At 65.1% G+C, this 18780-nt stretch carries 12 protein-coding genes; 4 read left to right on the forward strand and 8 right to left on the reverse strand.

The window, feature by feature from the left end:
- Positions 1-3: 3 nt before the first annotated feature.
- Positions 4-1782: an ABC transporter substrate-binding protein gene (locus QOL69_RS03415; protein WP_079890560.1), complete on the reverse strand. Its 1779-nt coding sequence runs from the start codon at positions 1780-1782 to the stop codon at positions 4-6.
- 206 nt (positions 1783-1988) lie between these two features.
- Here QOL69_RS03415 and QOL69_RS03420 point away from each other — a divergent pair, with 206 nt between their 5' ends.
- Positions 1989-4067 (forward strand): alpha-glucuronidase family glycosyl hydrolase, encoded by a 2079-nt coding sequence (locus tag QOL69_RS03420; protein ID WP_283402037.1) that lies wholly within the window; start codon positions 1989-1991, stop codon positions 4065-4067.
- A 71-nt stretch (positions 4068-4138) separates the two neighbouring features.
- A complete protein-coding gene (locus QOL69_RS03425) occupies positions 4139-4372 on the forward strand; it encodes a hypothetical protein (protein ID WP_283402038.1) in 234 nt (77 codons plus the stop codon).
- 9 nt (positions 4373-4381) lie between these two features.
- Here QOL69_RS03425 and QOL69_RS03430 read toward each other — a convergent pair whose 3' ends face one another.
- Positions 4382-5284: a HEAT repeat domain-containing protein gene (locus tag QOL69_RS03430; protein ID WP_283402039.1), complete on the reverse strand. Its 903-nt coding sequence runs from the start codon at positions 5282-5284 to the stop codon at positions 4382-4384.
- An 84-nt stretch (positions 5285-5368) separates the two neighbouring features.
- Positions 5369-6520 carry a mandelate racemase/muconate lactonizing enzyme family protein gene (locus QOL69_RS03435; RefSeq protein ID WP_048076351.1) on the reverse strand — a complete coding sequence of 384 codons (1152 nt, stop codon included), beginning with the start codon at positions 6518-6520 and terminating at the stop codon, positions 5369-5371.
- A gap of 185 nt (positions 6521-6705) precedes the next feature.
- Here QOL69_RS03435 and QOL69_RS03440 point away from each other — a divergent pair, with 185 nt between their 5' ends.
- On the forward strand, positions 6706-7581 hold the full coding sequence (locus QOL69_RS03440; protein WP_048076350.1) for a fumarylacetoacetate hydrolase family protein: 876 nt from the start codon (positions 6706-6708) through the stop codon (positions 7579-7581).
- Between the two features lie 103 nt (positions 7582-7684).
- On the opposite strand, the gene QOL69_RS03445 is transcribed toward QOL69_RS03440, so the two are convergent.
- Complete coding sequence (locus QOL69_RS03445) at positions 7685-10015, reverse strand: glycoside hydrolase family 3 N-terminal domain-containing protein (protein ID WP_283402040.1); 2331 nt, start codon at positions 10013-10015, stop codon at positions 7685-7687.
- Between the two features lie 357 nt (positions 10016-10372).
- Here QOL69_RS03445 and QOL69_RS03450 point away from each other — a divergent pair, with 357 nt between their 5' ends.
- Positions 10373-12646, forward strand: a complete 2274-nt coding sequence (locus tag QOL69_RS03450; RefSeq protein WP_283402041.1) for a glycoside hydrolase family 3 N-terminal domain-containing protein — start codon at positions 10373-10375, stop codon at positions 12644-12646.
- 153 nt (positions 12647-12799) lie between these two features.
- Here QOL69_RS03450 and QOL69_RS03455 read toward each other — a convergent pair whose 3' ends face one another.
- The 4 genes from QOL69_RS03455 to QOL69_RS03470 all read right to left on the reverse strand — a co-directional run bounded on the left by QOL69_RS03455 (position 12800) and on the right by QOL69_RS03470 (position 18757).
- Positions 12800-14728: an archaea-specific SMC-related protein gene (locus tag QOL69_RS03455; RefSeq protein WP_283402042.1), complete on the reverse strand. Its 1929-nt coding sequence runs from the start codon at positions 14726-14728 to the stop codon at positions 12800-12802.
- 935 nt (positions 14729-15663) lie between these two features.
- Positions 15664-16632: a sugar phosphate isomerase/epimerase family protein gene (locus QOL69_RS03460; RefSeq protein WP_283402043.1), complete on the reverse strand. Its 969-nt coding sequence runs from the start codon at positions 16630-16632 to the stop codon at positions 15664-15666.
- Between the two features lie 352 nt (positions 16633-16984).
- Positions 16985-17749 carry an IclR family transcriptional regulator gene (locus QOL69_RS03465; RefSeq protein WP_283402044.1) on the reverse strand — a complete coding sequence of 255 codons (765 nt, stop codon included), beginning with the start codon at positions 17747-17749 and terminating at the stop codon, positions 16985-16987.
- A gap of 93 nt (positions 17750-17842) precedes the next feature.
- Positions 17843-18757 (reverse strand): GAF domain-containing protein, encoded by a 915-nt coding sequence (locus tag QOL69_RS03470; protein WP_283402045.1) that lies wholly within the window; start codon positions 18755-18757, stop codon positions 17843-17845.
- Positions 18758-18780 lie beyond the last annotated feature (23 nt).

Genomic DNA, 18780 nt, shown 5'->3' on the forward strand with positions numbered 1-18780 from the left:
GGCTCAGCCCCGATACTGGAGTTCGCCTTCGTGCGGCCACCAGAACTGCGGCCATTTGACCTGGCGGTTGACGCTGTCCTCGCTCGCGACGGTCCACTCGTCGTCGGTCGTCCACGACTGCTCGTACTTGGACACCAGTCCGAGGAACGGCAGCTCGATGTGGTTGTGCCAAGCGGCGCGCTGGACGTACTCGCGGGACGACTCGTCGTCGGGCTGCTGGGCGATCTGGTCGACCTCGTCGAGCGGCGTGAGAGTCATTTCGCCGCCGTCCGGACCGGGGATCGTCTGCTCGGACTGAGCGGGCCCACGATAGTTGTGACCGCCGCCGATTTCCGGCTCCCAGAGCTGGTACCGCAGCGGGAAGTACGGGAACGCCGAGCGCGACCCTCCGGGCAGCCAGTAGAGGCTGCTCATGGCGAAGTCGCTGTCGGAGTACTGCGTGAACCAGTCGTTGGTCGGCAGGGTACTGATTGAGAAGTCGAACCCGAAGTCGTTGAGCTGACTGACGACCGTCTGCGTCATGGTCGTCCAGTCGTTCCAGCCCGCCGGCGAGTAGTAGTCCCCGCTGATGGTATTCCCGTTCTCGTCCTGCCAAGTCCCGTCCGACTTACTGTAGCCGGCGTCTTCGAGCAGCTGCGTTGCTTCCTCGGTCTGGCTCGCGTCGGCCCCGTACGTCTCGAAGTCCTCCTGCCAGTCGTCGAGCCAGTACTCCTGATCCTCCGGCGCGATACCGCACGGGACCGGTGCCACGAACTTCGACCGCGGACCCGCGTTCTCGACGAGCGACTGGCGGTTGATGACGTGAGCAGTCGCCTGTCGCACTTCTCGCTTTCCGAAGTGCTGGTCGTCGTGGTTGAACACGATGCCGTATCCCCACTTCGCGGGGATGTTGACCTCGACGACGTTGTCGGCGAACTGCTCGACGATCTCCGGCGGCGCGAACGCGCTCATCGCGCCGTCGATGTGGTCGCCGGCGATAAGCGCCTGATACTGCGCGTCGGCCCCGCCGGTGTTCTCGATGAGATGCCGCCGGAAATTGATGTTGTCGGCGTTGTAGAACTCGGGGTTGCGCTCGAACTCGAACGCCTGCTGGTCCTTGCTGACGAACGACCACATGCCGCTCGCGACCGGGTCCTCCCACGCCCACCGGAGGAACTCCTGAGCGTCTTGGTCGAGGAACTGCTCGTGGGTTTCGGCCTTCACGTCCACGAGGAAGTTCGTGAGTTCGAACTGGATGATACGCGGGTTCGTCTCGCCGGACAGGAGAAGGCGTGCCGTATTGTCGTCGACGATCTCGTAGTCGTCGAGGTACCCCCAGATCGAGCTCCCGGTCTTCTCCGCGAGCTGGAGCTGGACGTCGAGGTCTTCGGTCGTCCAGTCGTCACCGTTGTCCCACGAGAGATCCTCGCGAAAGGTGAGCGTGACTTCCTCGCTCTCGATTTCGAGGTTTTCGAGGGCACCGAGCAGGAACTCGTCCTCGTTGAACGAGTACTTCAGGAACGGCGCGAACACCGCTCTTCCGGCCGGCCACCGATAGTTCTGGACCGCCGAGGTGTTGAAGTGGAGGTCGGCCGGGTTGCCGTTGTACGCGTCGTTGTACGTGGCGTCATAGATCGAGTCGCCGCTGTCCGTGTTGCCCGATGTCTCTCCGGTATCTCCGCCGTCACCGCCGCCGCCGCTACAGCCGGCGAGCGCGGCGAGGCCGGACGCCCCGGCGACAGAGACTATCTTTCGTCGACTCACCGCTTGGTCGTAGGGGTCCCCCTCGTGATTAGCTGCCATAGCGTAGCTACTGTTAACGTAATAGGGCATAAACATTGGGGAAGAATATTATACACATTGAGACCCGTTTGAGACGTTCTATCTCCAAAATAGACCCCCGGACTCCACGTCGTCGAGGAGCAATAGCGCCACAGATCCGAGTGTACCCTGCCTGAGAACGTGCCCGACCACTACCATTATGTCCGCCGAATGTTCAGCTTACGATAATGGATCACTACGACGACTGCTGGCTCAGGTACGATGATATTGAGGTCGGCGGGCGTCGAGAGGCGTATCGTGCCCGAGTGAGTCACGTATACGTCTCAGAGAAGTCGCCGGAGTGTAGCGCCGTCCGTGACGAACTCCGTCGGGCGATCCCGTCGCTTCTCGATCGGGAGCCGCACCTCTGGCAACACCCGCCGACGACGGTCGACGGGTTCCTCGCCGTCGGCACGCCGGACGACATGGCGATGATCGCCGACTCGGTTCCCCCCGAGGACGTCAACAGCCTCGATGACGGCGGATACCTCGTGCGCTCGGTGACGTGGAACGGCGCTGACTGTATCGTCGTCACCGCGCCGACCGACCGGGGGCTCGTCTACGGGACCTTCCACCTCCTCCGCCTGCTGCGTACCCGGGAACCGATCGACGACCTCGACGTCCGCGAGGAGCCGGCGTCCGCACACCGCGTGATCGACCAGTGGGACACGCCGTTCCACCGGTCGGTCGAGCGCGGGTACGGCGGCGAGTCGGTCTTCGACTGGGAGCGGCTGCCCGACCTCCGAGACCGCTACGAGGACTACGCCCGCCTGCTCGCGTCGGTGGGGGTCAACGGCATCGTGCTCAACAACGTCAACACGATCAAGCCCGACCGCGGGAGCGCCAACGCCGCCTTCGACGCGTTCGAGGGGTGGCAGCTCCTCGAATCCAAACGCCTCGAAGACCTCACCGGGCTGGCGTCGGTGTTCCGGCGGTACGGAATTCGGACGTACCTCTCGGTGAACTTCGCGGCACCGATGCTGGTCGGCGACCTCGACACCGCCGATCCGCTCGACGACGGTGTCCGCGAGTGGTGGCGGCGAAAGGCCGACGAGATATACGACCTGATCCCGGACTTCGGCGGGTTCCTCGTGAAGGCCGACTCGGAGGGCCAGCCCGGTCCCCACGACTACGGCCGCGACCACGTCGACGGTGCGAACGCCATCGCGCAAGCGCTGGCCCCGCACGACGGTCGCGTCTGGTGGCGGGCGTTCGTCTACGGCTCCCACGAGGACCGCGCGGTTCAGGCCTACAAGACGTTCGAACCACTGGACGGCGAGTTCGCGGACAACGTCACCGTTCAGGTGAAGAACGGCCCGATCGACTTTCAGCCCCGCGAGCCGGCGTCGACGCTGTTCGGCGCGATGTCCGAGACGGATCTCGGGCTCGAACTCCAAGTCACTCAGGAGTACACCGGTCAGGGGGTCCACGTGACCTACCACCTACCGATGTGGAAGGAAATCTTGGAGTTCGACACGTACGCCGACGGCGAGGGGTCGCCCGTGGGCGCGCAGTTCCGCGGCGACGGCGAGGGGATCGTCGGCGTCGGAAACGTCGGCGAGGACCACAGCTGGACCGGGCACTACCTCGCGCAGGCGAACCTCTACGCGTTCGGGCGTATCGCTTGGAACCCCGATGCGGACGCGAGCGCAGTGACCGAGGAGTGGGTCGAGCAGACGTTCGGCACCGACGAGGCGGTGGTCGACACGGTCACCGAGATTCTGCTGTCGTCGTGGGAGGCCTCCGTCGACTACGAGACGGGCGGGCTCGGCCTGCTACACATGATGCACAACGGCGAGGAGTACTTAGAGAACCACTACTACCCGTCTCCGGGGGAGTGGCCCGGCTACCACGGGGTAAGCGAGGACGGCGTCGGCGTCGACCGCACCGACACCGGCAGCGGCTACGCCGAGCAGTACACCGACCCGGTGGCCGAGCGGTTCGCTGACGTCGAGACGTGCCCGGAAGAGTTCCTCCTGTTCTTCCACCACGTCCCGTGGGAGCACGAACTCGCGGACGGCACGACGGTCGTCCAGCGGCTCTACGACAACTGCTTCGCGGGCGTCGAGGAAGCGCGACGGCTCCGCGACCTGTGGCGGTCCCTCGACGGACAGATCGACGAGCGGCGCTTCCGGCACGTCGCCGAGCGCTTCGACGAACAGGTCGCGCAGGCGGCGCGCTGGCGGGACGTGCTCACGGCGTACTTCTACGACCACGCGGGCATCCCCGACGAGCGCGGCCGCGTGCCCGGTGACGACGAGGACTGATCGCCGGCCAGCGCCGTCGAATCGCCCCGCTCACCGCTGGATTTTTCATGTCCGTCCGCCACCCTCGCACCATGTCGAAGACATCTGCGCTGCTCGACCTCGTCTGCGCGCACCGCCGCCAGATGAAGGTCGCTCTCGCCGTCCTCATCGCGTGCGGACTGTTGCTCGCGTTCTCCGCGGTCTTCGTCCGTCCCGGCGACGACGCGTGGCCGATTCTCGTTATCGACGCCGTGCTCGTCGTCGGGGGGTTCGCCGCCTTTGCGTCGACGTACTGGTACTGTACGAAGCGCGAGATGGGTGAGTGACTCCGTGAGTCACGGGCCGGCGAGGAACGTAACGGTCTCCTCGGCCAGTTCTCGGACCGTTTCGTCGTCGTCCTCGGCGGCGACCGTACGCAACTCGTCGACCACGTCGGGGTCTCCGCGGCGACCGAGCGCCCGTATCGAGCGCGCACGAACGGACCGGTCGTAGTGGTCGAGACAGTCCCGAAGCCGGTCGACGGCGGGCGCGACGACCTCCGGGTCGGCCGCCGCCAGTTCGCCGAGCGCGTCGACGGCACCGCCAACGATCTCGGGGTCGTCGTCGTCGAGGAGCGCCGCGAGCGGGTCGACGGCGTCGAACGCGGATTCCGGCGTCGTCTCGGTGACCGCGACCGCGACGTTGACGAGCATGCGCCGCGCGGAAGCGCGTCGCTCGCGCTCCCCGCGTTCGTGCTCCGCGATCGTCTCCAGGGTGCCGGGATGGTCGACGAACTCTCCGATATCCGCAAACTCGGCCGTCTCGGTGACCTGTACTCCGGCAACCAGCGTGCGGACGTGCGGCGCAACGAGGTCAGGATGGTTGACGACGACCTTCCCGAGCAGCGTCGCCGCCGTCAACTGGACGTCGACGACGTCTGCGCCGGCGGCGCTCGCGACGGCTCCGAGACGCCCGTCGAGAGCCGTCGGGTCGGCGTCGGCGACGGCATCGAGCGTGGCGATCGCGCGCAACGCGATCGGTGAGTTGCTGTCGCCCGCGAGCGCCGCAACGTCGTCGAGCAGCGGCTGGATCGCGTCGATCTCCTGCTCGGCGAGTGCTTCGCAGACGTCGACGCCGCGCTGCTGGACGAGCGGGTTCGACGATTCGAGCGCGGCCCGGATCTCGGTCGCGTCGACGTCCCCGGGCGAGACCGTCTCTGGGGTCACGCCGTCGAGGGGCTTCGAAGAGTTCGTGGACATACGCGGAGCAAAGACACCTTCATGTAAATACGTGTGGGTCAACAGAACAAGTGTTGACCGCCGGATAAGCGGGTTACGGGCGGGTTACGGCCGTTTGAGCGCGCCACCCTCGTCGAAGAGACTGTGACTGTCCTTCGGCTCTCCGGGGTGTTCCCGCGCGGCTTCGGGATTGAACTCGACGCCGAGTCCGGGCTCGTCGGGTACTTCGATGGCCCCGTCGGAGACCTCCAAGCTCGTCTCGACGACCTCCTCGCCCCACGGCACGTCGCGGCTCATGTGTTCGAGCACTTCGAGATTCTCCAGACCGGCACAGAGATGGACCGACGCGGCCGTCGAGACGCCCGCGTTGGGGTTGTGCGGCGCGATGGTCATGTACCGGTTCTTGGCCATCGCCGCGGCGTGTTGCGCCTCCTGGAGGCTGCCGTAGTTGGTGACGTCGGGCTGGATGATGTCGCAGGCTTGCTGCCGGATCACGTCGGCCATCGTCTCGTTGTTGTAGATGCGCTCGCCGGTCGCGACGGGCATGTTCACCTTGTCGGTCACGTCGGCCATCACCTCGCGGTCCTCCAGCTCGACCGGCTCTTCGAGGAACATGATATCGTACTCCTCTAAGGCGTTCGCGACCTCGATGGCCCCCCGGCGGGTGAAGCGACCGTGACAGTCGAGCGCAATGCCGACGTCCCAGCCGACGGCGTCGCGGACGGCTTCGAGCAGCTCCGCGACCTCACCGATCTGGTCGTCGGTCAGCGAGTGTTCGTAATGGGCGAAGGGGTCGCACTTCAGGGCGGGATACTCCTGCTCTTCGACGGCCTTCTTCGCGTGGTGCGCGTAGTTCTCGGGGGTGCGCTCGCCGATGTGCCAGCCGTTGGCGTAGACGGGGATCTCGTCGTGGACCTTCCCGCCGAGCAGCTTCCAGACCGGCTCGTCGTGGTACTTCCCGGCGATGTCCCACAGCGCGATGTCGAAGGCCGCCGCGACCGCGTTGATTAGCTTCCCGCCGCGCCACGCGAACGGGTACCGGGTGAGCCGGCGGTTGATCTTCTTGCGGTTCAGCGGGTCCTCGCCGATTACGTAGTGTTTGTGCGACTGCGCAACCTCTTCGAGGACGGTGGTGAGCCCCTCAGCGCCGAGGGCCTCGCCGACCCCGGTGATCCCCTCGTCGGTCTTCACCCGAACGAAGAACCAGTTGCGCCAGTCCGCGTCGACGACGTACGTCTCGACTTCAGTAACTTCCATGGGCACGCTACCATTCTGAGACATCCGATATACAATCGTCGATTCTTTTCAACCTTCTGAGACTGACCGGTACGCCCCGGAGCCGGCGAACGCACCGACCAGCGGTGCGGCTCCGAATCGGAGCGATCGGCTCACGTCGTGTGCGTCAGCGATACTCTTTTAATGGCGTCCGGTCATTCTCGGGTATGCGGTATTATCGACTCCCCGGCGGAAAGCACAGCGTGGGGTCCGACTCGCTCGTCGTCGTCGCGGACGGTGACGCGTACGACCTGTCGGCGGCGTCCGACGACCTCGGGTCGTTCTCGCAGCTCGCCCGCGCCGCGAACGCGTGTGACAAGTCCGTCGACGCCATCGCTCGCGACCGGATCCCCGACGCGGATCGGGTGGACCTCGATCTCGACGACGTGCTCCTGCCGGTGACTCCCGACGAGGTGTGGGCCGCGGGCGTCACGTACCAGATCAGCGAACAGGCGCGCGAGGCCGAGAGCGGCAAACCCGAGGTGTATATCGACGTCTACGACAGCGAGCGACCGGAGCTGTTCCTGAAGGCGACGCCGTCGCGGACGGTCGGCCCCAACGACGCCGTCGGGATCCGCGGCGACTCCACGTGGGACGTGCCGGAGCCGGAGCTCGGCGTCGTGCTCCACCACGAGGAGGTCGTCGGGTACACGATCGGCAACGACGTGTCGAGCCGGTCCATCGAAGGTGAGAACCCGCTGTACCTCCCGCAGGCGAAGGTGTACGACAGGTGCTGCGCGGTCGGGCCGTGCGTGGCGACCCCGGGAGTCATCGACGACCCCCACGACCTCGAGATGACGCTCACCATCGAGCGCGACGACGAGATCGTCTTCGAGGACTCGACGTCGACGAGCGAAATGGCGACCACCTGCGAGAAGCTCGTCTCGTACCTCCGGCGGCACAACGACCTCCCGGAGACCGTCATCCTCCTGACCGGCACCGCCTTGGTCCCGCCGGAATCGTTCACGCTCGCCGAGGGCGACCAGATCGCGATCGACATCGAAGCGATCGGACAGCTGGTCAACGACACCGTCACCGTCTGACGGTCCCTCGAACCACGTCCCGAGTCAAGCATCGTCAGCGTCCTACCGAGTGACGCGTCGTCCGCGCCCCTCCCGGATCACGTGTCGGTGTCGACCCTCCGGATTACGTGTCGGTGTCGACCTGCGTCTCAGTGAAGTACGTCCGTCCGTTTTCGGGAACCTCCTTCGTCCACGTGACCTCGAACGTCGCAGTGTCAGCGATCGCCGCGGCGGAGTGGCCGACGCGGAACTCGTAGGGGCCGCTTTCGACGGCGAGGTCCATGTCGCGGTCGTGGTACGCGAGCTGGGTGGCGTCGACCTCGAAGGCGACGCGCGCGGTCTCGCCCGGATCGAGGGCGACGCGCTCGAACCCGACGAGCTCTTCGACCGGACGGGCCTGATCGGGGTTCCCCGCGCTGGCGTACAGCTGGACCACGTCGCGTCCGGCGGCCTCGCCGACGTTCTCGACGGTCACCTCGGCGGTGATCGTCCCCGCGGGGGGCAGTTCGGTCGCCGACAGCGAGAGGTCGCCGTACTCGAACTCGGTGTAGCTGAGCCCGTGGCCGAACGGGAACAGCGGGTCGGTCGCCGTGTAGACGTACTCCTCGTCCGCGGTGTTGGGCTTCCGGCTGTAGTGAACCGGGAGCTGTCCGGCCGACCGCGGAATCGACACCGGAAGGTGACCGGCGGGATTGTACTCGCCGAACAGCACGGACGCGACGCCCTCGCCGCCGCGCTCGCCGGGGAGCCACGCCTGTACGACCGCCGGGACCGACTCCGCGATCGACTCGATCGAGTGCGGCTTCCCGCTCACCACGACGACCACGACAGGGGTGTCCGTCTCGTGGACGCGTTCGACGAGGTCGCGCTGGACGCCCGGGAGCCCGAGGTCGACCACGTCACGCCCCTCGCCGCTGGTGGCGACGCTGGGCTTGTTGACGCGGTCGCGGTCGGAGTCGGAGAAGTCGACGGCCGAGCGCGCGCCGACAAACGCGAGCGCCACGTCGGCGTCCGCGGCGGCGTCGGCGGCCGCGTCGAACCCGTCCGTCTCGGGGCCGGTTGTCGTACAGCCTCGCTCGTAGGTCACGTCGAAGCCGTGATCGGCCGCGCGCTCGCGGACCGCGTCGAGCGGCGTCGTGGCGTCGAGCTCGACCTCCGCCTCGGGGTAGTGGGCGGGATAGGCGTAATCGCCCATCAGCTCCTGTGCGTCGTCCGCCTTCGGTCCGAGGACCGCGACGGAGTCGGTCTCCTCGCCGACGAGGGGAAGCAGGTCGCCCTCGTTTTTCAGCAGGGTCATCGACTCCCGCGCCGCGCGCTCGGTGAGTTCGCGGGCCTCGTCCGTACCGTACGGCTCGTCGGCCGCCTCGGGGTCGACGGTCGCGTCGTCGAGTACCCCCGCGTCGGCCTTCGCGCGGAGGACGCGCCGCACCGCGGCGTCGAGCGTCGCCTCGGAGAGTTCGCCGGCCTCGACCGCGTCGACGAGGTGGTCGCCGTAACAGTCGGTGTAGGGCAGTTCCACGTCGATGCCGGCTTCGAGCGCGGTCGTCCCGGCCTCGCGCTCGTCGGCGGCGACGCCGTGTTCGCTCCGGAGGAACTCGATGCTGTAGTAGTCGGAGACGACGGTGCCCTCGAACCCCCACTCACCCCGGAGAACGTCGGTCAGCAGCCACTCGTCGCTCGCGCTGGGGACGCCGTCGATGTCGTGATACGCGTTCATCACGGACTCCGCGTCCGCGGTGCGAACCGCGGCTTCGAACGGGAACAAGTGCGTCTCGCGCAGCTCGCGGCGGCCAATGTTGACCGAGCTCCGGTTTTTCCCGCCGTCGCCCGCGCCGTGACCCGCGAAGTGTTTCAGCGTCGCCGTCACGCCGTCACCGCCGTCCTGTAGTCCCTCGACGTAGCCGCACGCCATCGACGCGACGAGGTACGGGTCCTCGCCGAACGTCTCCTCGACGCGCCCCCATCGGAGGTCACGGGCGATGTCGAGGACGGGCGAGAGCGCGTGTGCGGTGCCGATCGCTTCGAGCTGACCGCGAACGATGTCCGTGACGGATTCGAGGAGCTCCGGCGACCACGTGCTCGCCATTCCGATCATCTGCGGGAACGTCGTGCCTGCGGGCCCCATATACCCGCTCAGACACTCCTCGTGCGGGATCGCCGGGATCCCGAGTCGGGTCTGCTCGCGAAGGTACTCTTGGAGTTCGTTCGTCCGCTCGGCGGCCGCCTTCGGCGGAAGACTACCCTCTCCGCCGATCCGCGTGAGATGGCCGATCCCGTTCGAAAGGTGCTCGTCGACGGCGGCCTCGTCGATCTCGCCGTCCTCTGTCAGGATCCGGTCGGCGTTCACGGAGCCGAGCTGCGCTGCCTTTTCGGCGACCGTCATCCGGTCGAGGAGCTCGTCGACGCGTCGGTCGGTCGATGTCTCGGAGACACCGCCGTCTGAACCAGTTCGCATTATCACCTCCCTCTCGATCCCAGTTATTAATGATTCGGGTGTCGGCGCGTGTTTACGGCAACGAATCGCCGGTATCGGAACACGCTGACGATGGCCGCCTCGTTCTTAATATCAGAATATACGACTCGATCATTGTATAAAACACCGCCCGAATATTTGTGGTTGAATATGTCAAACACTCCAAATCGGTGTTTTCACGCCGATGTTTCAAATATACGATATGTGGACGAGGGTTCTGTAATAGAGAACAGGGCGGGTTCGGAGAGATCGGTCTGGAGAGGCACCGATGGAGTAATCGCCTCGTCCGAGAGCGGCCACCGAGGTAGTTTTAAATAACGGCGTCGGCAGGTGTAGACCATGGACAATCGGCCCAAGCAGCCGGCGTACCAGCGGGAAAGCGCTTCGACGGACGAGCGGATCGATGATCTCCTCGACCGGATGACGCTGGCGGAGAAGGCCGGACAGGTGACCGGAACGTGGGCGGGAACGCTCCGCGAGACGCACGACCTCGACGACGTGAAGGAAGCGATCGATGACGGCCACCTCGGGTTCGCAGCGCCGTTCGGCTGGGGCGGGGCGCTCGCGACGACTCCCGAGGACGCCGTGTCCGCAGTCGAGGAACTCCAGACGTACGCCCGGGAGGAGACCCGGCTCGGGATCCCGTTGCTGTTCAGCGTCGACGCGGTCCACGGACACGCGTACGTCTCGGGCGCGACGGTGTTCCCGAACGGTCTCGGGGCGGCGGCGACGTGGGATCCGGAGGGGGTCGAAGCCGCGGCCGCCGTGACGGCGACGGAGGTGCGCGCGACGGGTGCCCATCAGAACTACGGGCCAACGGTCGACGTGGGACGCGACGCGCGGTGGGGGCGCGTCTTCGAGACGTTCGGAGAGAGCCCGCACCTCGTCGGAGCGCTCGCCGCCGCGAAGGTTCGGGGGTATCAGGGGGAGGGTTCTGCCGCCCCCGACGGTCCCGCCATCCCCACCGACCGCGTCGTCGCGACGGCCAAGCACTTCCCGGCGTACGGGGAACCGGAGCGCGGCGAAGACGCCTCCCCAGTCGACGTCTCCGAGTACAAGCTTCGGAACACGTTCGTCCGCCCGTTCGAGCGCGTTCTCGACGCGGGCGTCGCGTCGGTCATGCCGTCGTACAACTCGATCAACGGCGAGCCCTCCCACGGCTCCGCTGCGTACCTCGACCGGCTGCTCCGCGACGAGCTGGGATTCGACGGGCACGTCGTCTCCGATTGGAACGGGATCCGACACCTCCACGAGGACCACCGCACCGCCGTCGACCACGCCGACGGCGTCCGACAGGCACGGACCGCGGGCGTCGACGTGGCGTCGGTCGGTCACACGCCTCACGCCGACCGCGTCGTCGAACTGATCGAAGACGACAGGCTCGACGAGGCGACACTCGAACGGGCGGTACGGCGTGTCCTCCGGCTAAAGTTCGACCTCGGGCTGTTCGATGAGGAGCCCGAGGACGCGGCCGACGAGACCGACGCCGTCGAGACGTTGGGCGCGCCGGCCCACCGCGAGCGGGCCCTCGAAACCGCACGTGACAGCATGACGCTGTTGCAAAACGACGGGCTGCTACCGCTCTCCGGCGACGAGGACGTGTTCGTGGGCGGCCCGAACGCCGACGACCTCGTCAACCAGCTGGGCGGCTGGAGCGTCGGGCGCGACGAGGGGGTTCCCGGGAAGACGATCCGGGAAGCCGTCGCAGACGCGACCGCCGGGACCGTGTCGTACGTGCCGGGGACGACTATGAACGAGGCCATCGACATCGACGAGGCGGTCCGGGCGGCGCGAGACGCGGACGTGGCCGTGCTCGCGCTCGGCGAGGGGTGGTACATCCACGAGTTCGGGCCGGAAGCGCAGGCCGGATCCGAGACGGGCGAGTGGCCCACCAGAAGCGACCTCCGGCTTCCCGAGTCGCAGCGGGAACTCGTCCGCCGAGTACACGAGACGGAAACGCCGGTCGTCGGCGTCCTCGTGACCGGGCGACCGCTGATCGTCGACTGGATGGCCGAACACGTGCCGGCCATCCTCATGGCGTACTTTCCGGGAACGGAGGGCGGCGTCGCGGTCGCGGAGACGCTGTTCGGAGACAACGATCCGAGCGGTCGGCTCCCGATCTCGGTGCCGCGCGACGAGGGCGACCTCCCGCAACACCACGACGCGCTCGCGCATCCGACGCCCATCGGGGTGGACGAACACCCGGATTCGTACGATCCCCTGTTCGAGTTCGGCCACGGACTCAGCTACACGACGTTCGAAACGACGGACCTGAGCGCGAGCGTCGCGGCCCGGCCGGGCGGGAGCGGAGAGGACGACGCACCGACGGACCGGACGGTCCGGGTCTCGGTCGAAGTGTCCAACGTCGGCGACTGTGCCGGCACGGAGACGGTACAAGTGTACGCCCGACAGCGACACGCGTCTCGCGTCCGGCCCGTTCGGTCGCTCGTCGGGTTCGAGCGCGTGACCCTCGCCGCGGGCGAGAGCGAGCGCGTCGAGGTGTCGGTCCCCGTGAAGCGACTCGGCTTCCATAAGCCCCGAGAGGGGCACGTCGTCGAATCCGGGCCGTACCGATTCGACGTGGCCGGTGCGTCAACGACACTCGAACTGTGACGACACCGTGGGTTTCCCCATCGTCTGTTCTGATATTATGAACGCTGCTGGAATTACAAATGTAGTAGTGTAATTCCTACTGCTCCGGTTGCTTCTCGGCTTCAAGAGACAGAGAACGAAGCCCGCCTGCGAGTCGGTCTACGACCGGGCCGATCAGTCGATGTTCTCGACGTAGGTGTACTCCTCGGAGAGCGCGGCGGCGTCCTCCGGCAGGAGCGCGGCGACGAGGTGGTCAGCGTGCGTCCGGAAGTAGTCGACGACGCGTGCGATTCGGTCCGAATCGATCGCCTCAAGCGAGTCGAGCAGGACGAACGGGACCGTCTCGTGAACGTCGTGGACGAGATAGCCCGCGAGCGCGAACACGAGCCCCGTTACCTCTCGCTCGCTCTCAGAGAGATGGTCCACCGTGTCCTCGTAGGCCGTGCCGTCGGGCGACGAGCGGACGATGTGAAGGTCGAACCGAGTCCGGGTGACCTTGCGACGCCCCTCTCGGACCCGGGTCTCTCGACGCTCGATCCAGATCCGATCGAGGTTCTCGTAGTCGAGGATGTCGAGGACGGTCTCCATGTGTTCGTTGAACTCCTCGACGGCGTTCTCCTCAATGCGGTCGACGCGCGTCCGGAGTTCCGTCAGCCGGTCGGCGATCTCCTCGCGCTCCGCCTCCAGCTCCTCGCGCCGCTCGATCGCGCTCTCGCGCTCTTCGATCTCGGCTTCGATCTCGTCGATCTCGGCTTCGATCCGCTCGATACGGAGTTCGATCCCGTTCGCCTCGCGGTGGAGTTCTAACGCCTCGTCGTAGCCGTCAACGTCGATCGACTCCGCTTCCTCCTCCAGCTCCTCGATTTCCGTCTGTTTTGACTCGACTCGCTCTTCCAGATCAGCAATTCGGGATTCCGTCGATTCGATCTCCGTCCCGACCGCGTCGAGCCGATCCTCAGCGCGCTCGATCTCGCGCCGGGCCTCGCGGATCGACGACTGCCGGTCGGTGAGTTCCTGAATTTCCGCGCGGATCTCGTTGCGTTCGTCGAGCTTGTCGGAGCGAAGCTCTCGAAGCCGGTCGAGGGTCGATTCGATCTGCTCGCCTTCGACTTCGGACCCACAGGTCCAACAGACCGTCTGATCGCCCGCGGTCAGCGCATCGGTCGGGTCGTCTTCCGACGTTTCCTCGCCGATGTCGATCCCCGAACCGTCGACCATGTCTTCGTTGAACCCGATCACGCTCCCGAGTTCGCTGACGTCGTCGTCGAGGGACCGCTTCCGGCGACGCAGCTCGTCGATCCGGCCCGCGAGCCGGTCCAGGTTCTCGTCCGGCTCCTCCGCCTCCTCGACGGTCTCACGGAGTTCCTCACGCTCCGATTTCAGCTCCGCGAGCGTCGAGCGCTCGGTTTCGAGGTCGAACTGGAGGTCGTCGAGGGCCGACCGAGCGTCGCGCACGCGCTGGAACGCCTCCTCCATTTCCTGTTTTCGCGTCCGGCTCTCCTCGACGCCGGCGTCGAGGTCGTCGAGTTCCTCACGGACTGATTCGAGTTCCTCTTGTGCCGCCTCCAGTTCCTCGACCTTTTCGCGGCGGTCCGCTTCGAGATCGGTGAGGTCGCGTTCGAGGCTATCGAGCGTCTCGATTTCGGACGCCAACTCGTCGCGTTCGCGCTGGCACTCGCGTATCTCCGCGTCGATCGCGTCCGTGTCGATCGGTCGCATGATGATCTCGCGGAGGTCGTCGCCGCGCGCCACCGCCCGACGCGCCTCATTGTCTTCCAGCAGGAACGCGAACAGGTCGGCCAGTTCCGGGTCGTCGAGGTAGGGGTCACCGCCGAACGCCACCGAGTCGCCGCGGCGCTGGAGCGTTCGCGTGTACGTCTCGTCGTCGAGCGTGATGGTCACTGTACCCTCCTCGGCGTCGCCTTTCAGCGAACTCTGGCGGCTGCCGAGCCCGGCCATCAACGCCTGTAAAAAGGAGGTCCGGTTCGTCGCGTTGCGGCCGGTCAGGATCGAGACGCCGTCGGAGAGCGTTACCGACGCTTCGTCGATACCACCGATATTTCGGACATCGACTTGGACGGCAGGTTTCGAGATCTGAGCCATCGATATGGCTTAAGGATAGGTTTTAAAGTATTAAATCTACTGTTCCATGTAGTGGTTATTCACTTCTGAAACTGCTTCGTTCAAGCAGTGTCGCCGAGAGCATCAGCGCGTGCCGGAGAACACGATATCTCTCTGTAGGTCACCGAGGAGGTGAGAGCACTCGATTCGAGGCCGTCGGTATCATCAGAAAAAGACACCCGCGATTTAGCCACAAAGGTTGAAGGAAGCGAGGCCGATTTTAAGTGATTCATGCCAAAAACGACTATCACAGGGGACCTATAGACCAGATCTACTGTGATTTGTGGCGGAAATGACAATACTGCGGCTGTTACTGAAGCTTGGAACTCGGATCTATCTGGCATTACTATTATTTTTAAATACAATATTGAATTTTGATATGATGAGTCTGATGAGTTCGAATGACTCTCTTAAAATCGTACTTTCAGACAGATTCTCGCCTGAAGCAGCTGTTCGGTGAGAGCTACTTGTAGGTCGGGTATTTTGAGGGTGAAGAGGCTATCAAGGGCGGAATCGCCGCTAACGGGGCGAACACGACCGCCGAAGCCCCAGCCTCGTCGGCCTCCCTCCGCGTTGCTCCGGTCGGCCGACTCCAGCGAGAATCGAAGATTCTCTGGCAGCCGGCGGCAGAGCCGCCGGCGACCTCACGCGTGCTGGCTCGCCGCCTGTCGGCCGCTCGCAGGCGCGCGCCACCGCAATCTGGCGGATCGATCGCTAAGTCACCTGTACTGAGCAATCGAGAGAGTAGCACTATCAACTGCTGAGAGTTCAACAAAGTCCCGATCCGAACAGTACCATTCGATAGAGAGGGTACGCTCATTCCAACCCGCAGTGATATTGAGATACACTTCAGTAATTCTAAATATGAACGTGGGGAGGGACTGGAGACCGAGGAACCCGACGGTCACCGTCGTGGTTCAGGCCCAGTACGCATCACCCGGTTGCGTTTCGAAGACGGCTCGGTTGAGGATGTCGACAGCCTTCTCTAATCCCTCTCGACCGGACGTGAGCGAGTCTTCGTGTTCGATGGAAAGCGCGCCCTCGTAGCCGACCATCCGGAGCGTCGAGACCACGTCCTTCCAGTGACTCTCTCCGTGGCCGTAACCGATCGAGCGGAACAGCCACGACCGGTTCTGCTCGTCCGTGTAAGGATTCGTGTCGAGGTATCCCTGTATCCGAGCGTTGTGTTCGTACAGGCCGGTGTCCTTGGCGTGGAAGTGATGGATAGCATCGCGCTCGCCGAGGTAGCGGATCGCCTCGGTGACATCGATCCCCTGCCAGTAGAGGTGTGAGGGATCGAAGTTTGCCCCGATCCGCTCGTTGGTCGCTTCGCGGAGCCGGAGCAGGCTCGTCGGCTCGTAGGCCAGCATATTCGGGTGCATCTCGATGCCGATATTCACCCCGTGGTCGGCGGCGTGTTCGGCCAAGGCAGTCCACGTCGGCACCGCGACCTCCCCCCACTGATACTCCAGCGCCTCGGCGTGTTCCGGCGGCCACGGTGCGGTGATCCAGTTCGGAACCTCACCGCTCGGGCTCCCTGCGGGTAGCCCTGAGAAGGTGTTCACGGTGTCGACGCCCAACTGGCCGGCGAGCCGCACGGCCTCCCTGATCTCGGTCGCTGCCCGCTCGGCCCGGTCGTCGTCCGGATGGAGCGGGTTGTTGTGTGTCGAGAGCGCGCTGATCTCGAGGTCGTGTTCGGCAACGAGATCGAGCAGCTCTCGCTGTGCCGCCTCGTCGTCGAGGTACTCCTCCCGTGAGAGGTGGCTATCCCCCACGAACCCCCCGCAGCCGAGTTCGATCGTTCCGACCCCGATGCCGGAGAGGTATTCGAGCGTCTGATCTAGCGGTTCGTCGCCCAACGCGACCGTGAGGACTCCAACGTCCATGATCGACGGATCACTCCGCCGAGAGATAAAACTATGGTCGGCGTGCGCGGCTAGTCCCCGCGCCACGTGGGGCAACACCCTATCACAATGGGTCAATAGACAGCCCCATGGGCCGACTGACGGTCTCGCCACGCCCGCCGATCCGCGGCCTCACTGGCCGGTATTGTTCTGTACTGGATCTGGTCTACGGCGGAAGCGTTTACATATCCCAAATGAGCGCTGCGATCGGACGAGCTGTTCGAATAGAATTACATATGTAGTACTGTAATGGAATCGGGGTGCCCCACAATATAATGATTATTATAAATGTATTCTGTGGTAGAAATTTACATATCGAAAACGCGTTCGGTCCTCACGGGCCGAGCAGCGACTCCAGCGAATCGACGGCGGTCAGCAGATCCTCGGTGACCTCGCGTTCCAGCTGTGAAACCCCGACGCGGTACTTCGGACCGCCGACACTCAACCCGCCGACGATATTACCGTCGGTGCCCCGGACGGGTGCGCCGATCGCGACCAGATCCGGCGCGAACTCGCCGTCGACTAGAGCGTATCCCTGCGATCCGATCTCGTCTAACGAGTCGAACAGTCGGTCGCGATCCGTGATCGTCTCGTCCGACTCGCGGGGAAGCCCCCACTCGTTGACGATGGCTTCCACCCGATTCCTGTCCAGTTCGGCGAGGATCGCCTTTCCCGCGGCGGTGTTGTGGAGGTGGTACTCCGACCGGTAGCGAACGTCCGTCTCGTCGTCCCCGTCGTCGGAGGACCCGTAGCAGGCGAGTAGTCGGCCGTGTTCAAAGACCGTGAAGTTCGCCTCTTGGCCGGTTTTTCGCGCCAGCCGGTCGACGACCGCCTCGACGTCGTCGCCGGTCGGGTACCGGTGTCGCGCGCGCTCGCCCAGCAGGGCGACTCTGAAGCTGACTCGGTAGGTATCGCCCTCCTTCACGAGGTAGCGACTGTCCACGAGCGTGTTGAGGTGGCTACAGATCGAACTCTTCGAGCTGTCGACCATCGTGTCGAGTTCGGCGGGCGTGAGTCCGTCGTGTTCCAAGATAAGCCGGAGGATCTCGAGAGAGGTACGCGTCGTCTTGAGTCGTCGCCCGGTTGCGTCTCCGATCATACGTGATCGTGTCTGCCGTCCGTAATAACAATTTTCATAATGTGAATCACCGCCCCGGTCCACGTCGGCTGCGAAGGATCGTTCGCACGCCGTTCAGATGGCCCGTGACCGCTTCACCCACCCGATTCGAGTGATCGCCTCTGCCCCGAGTTCCCCCAGTAAACTCGCGGCCTCCAAGTCGTACTCGTCGAAGGCGTCGACGACGACATCACCGGCGCTGAGGACGCCGTGACTCCCGATCGGGACGTACAGCCCCGACTGGAGGGCTCCGCGGCTGTGGTCGTCTTCCGTCTGATCGTGGTTCGCGTGGATGACCGGTTCCCCGGTTCGATACGTCCGCGCGGCCGGCGTGTCCTCCGTGACGGTGTAGTTCGGTCGGTCGCCGGCTCGCTCCAGGCACTCCTCGGTGGCCACCGTCGTCTGGAGGACGTTCCGGTTTTCGTCGACGAGGCGGACGGTCGTGTTCACGAGTCCGAGGACGTTCTTCGCGGCGTCCGCCAGAATCTCCGCGACCTCGTCTTTCGAGCTCGCGCTCCGGAGCTCTTGGCTCGTTCGACGCAGGATCTCGATCCGCTGCTCCTGCCGTTTCATATCCGTCACGTCCCTCACGACGCCCTGTAACGCGACAGTTGCTCCCTCCTCGACGAGGGGCTCACAGCAGAGTCGTATCGTTCGTTCCGTCGTCCGATCGCTGGCGTAGCCGACGCCGAGAGAGAACGATTCACCGCGCTCGATGGCGGCCACGAGGCCGTCGAGGACCGCTTGCCGATCCGTCTCCGCGTATCGCCCCACGACGTCCGAAACCGTCGGTGTCTCCTCGGTCTCGAAGCCGTGGATCCGCTTCGCCTCGTCGCTCCACCAGAGCTCCGACCGCGGCACGTCGTACGACCACATCCCGATGCCCGTGAGCCGTTGGAGGCTCCCGAGCACCTCCGGCAGCCGTCCCTCGAACGCGTCCGGGACGGACTGCGAGACCTCGGTCCGATCCCAGTCCGGTGAGTCGACCATGAATAGCGTCGTGTAACGAGGAG

Source organism: Halorubrum sp. DM2 (assembly GCF_901686465.1).
Taxonomy (GTDB): domain Archaea; phylum Halobacteriota; class Halobacteria; order Halobacteriales; family Haloferacaceae; genus Halorubrum.

Coding starts and splice junctions, on each gene's coding strand:
- QOL69_RS03435 (WP_048076351.1), bottom strand. CDS start 6,520: ATGGAAGTTACTGAAGTCGAGACGTACGTCGTCGACGCGGACTGGCGC.
- QOL69_RS03440 (WP_048076350.1), top strand. CDS start 6,706: ATGCGGTATTATCGACTCCCCGGCGGAAAGCACAGCGTGGGGTCCGAC.
- QOL69_RS03455 (WP_283402042.1), bottom strand. CDS start 14,728: ATGGCTCAGATCTCGAAACCTGCCGTCCAAGTCGATGTCCGAAATATC.
- QOL69_RS03470 (WP_283402045.1), bottom strand. CDS start 18,757: ATGGTCGACTCACCGGACTGGGATCGGACCGAGGTCTCGCAGTCCGTC.
- QOL69_RS03465 (WP_283402044.1), bottom strand. CDS start 17,749: ATGATCGGAGACGCAACCGGGCGACGACTCAAGACGACGCGTACCTCT.
- QOL69_RS03445 (WP_283402040.1), bottom strand. CDS start 10,015: ATGCGAACTGGTTCAGACGGCGGTGTCTCCGAGACATCGACCGACCGA.
- QOL69_RS03430 (WP_283402039.1), bottom strand. CDS start 5,284: ATGTCCACGAACTCTTCGAAGCCCCTCGACGGCGTGACCCCAGAGACG.
- QOL69_RS03415 (WP_079890560.1), bottom strand. CDS start 1,782: ATGGCAGCTAATCACGAGGGGGACCCCTACGACCAAGCGGTGAGTCGA.
- QOL69_RS03450 (WP_283402041.1), top strand. CDS start 10,373: ATGGACAATCGGCCCAAGCAGCCGGCGTACCAGCGGGAAAGCGCTTCG.
- QOL69_RS03425 (WP_283402038.1), top strand. CDS start 4,139: ATGTCGAAGACATCTGCGCTGCTCGACCTCGTCTGCGCGCACCGCCGC.
- QOL69_RS03460 (WP_283402043.1), bottom strand. CDS start 16,632: ATGGACGTTGGAGTCCTCACGGTCGCGTTGGGCGACGAACCGCTAGAT.
- QOL69_RS03420 (WP_283402037.1), top strand. CDS start 1,989: ATGGATCACTACGACGACTGCTGGCTCAGGTACGATGATATTGAGGTC.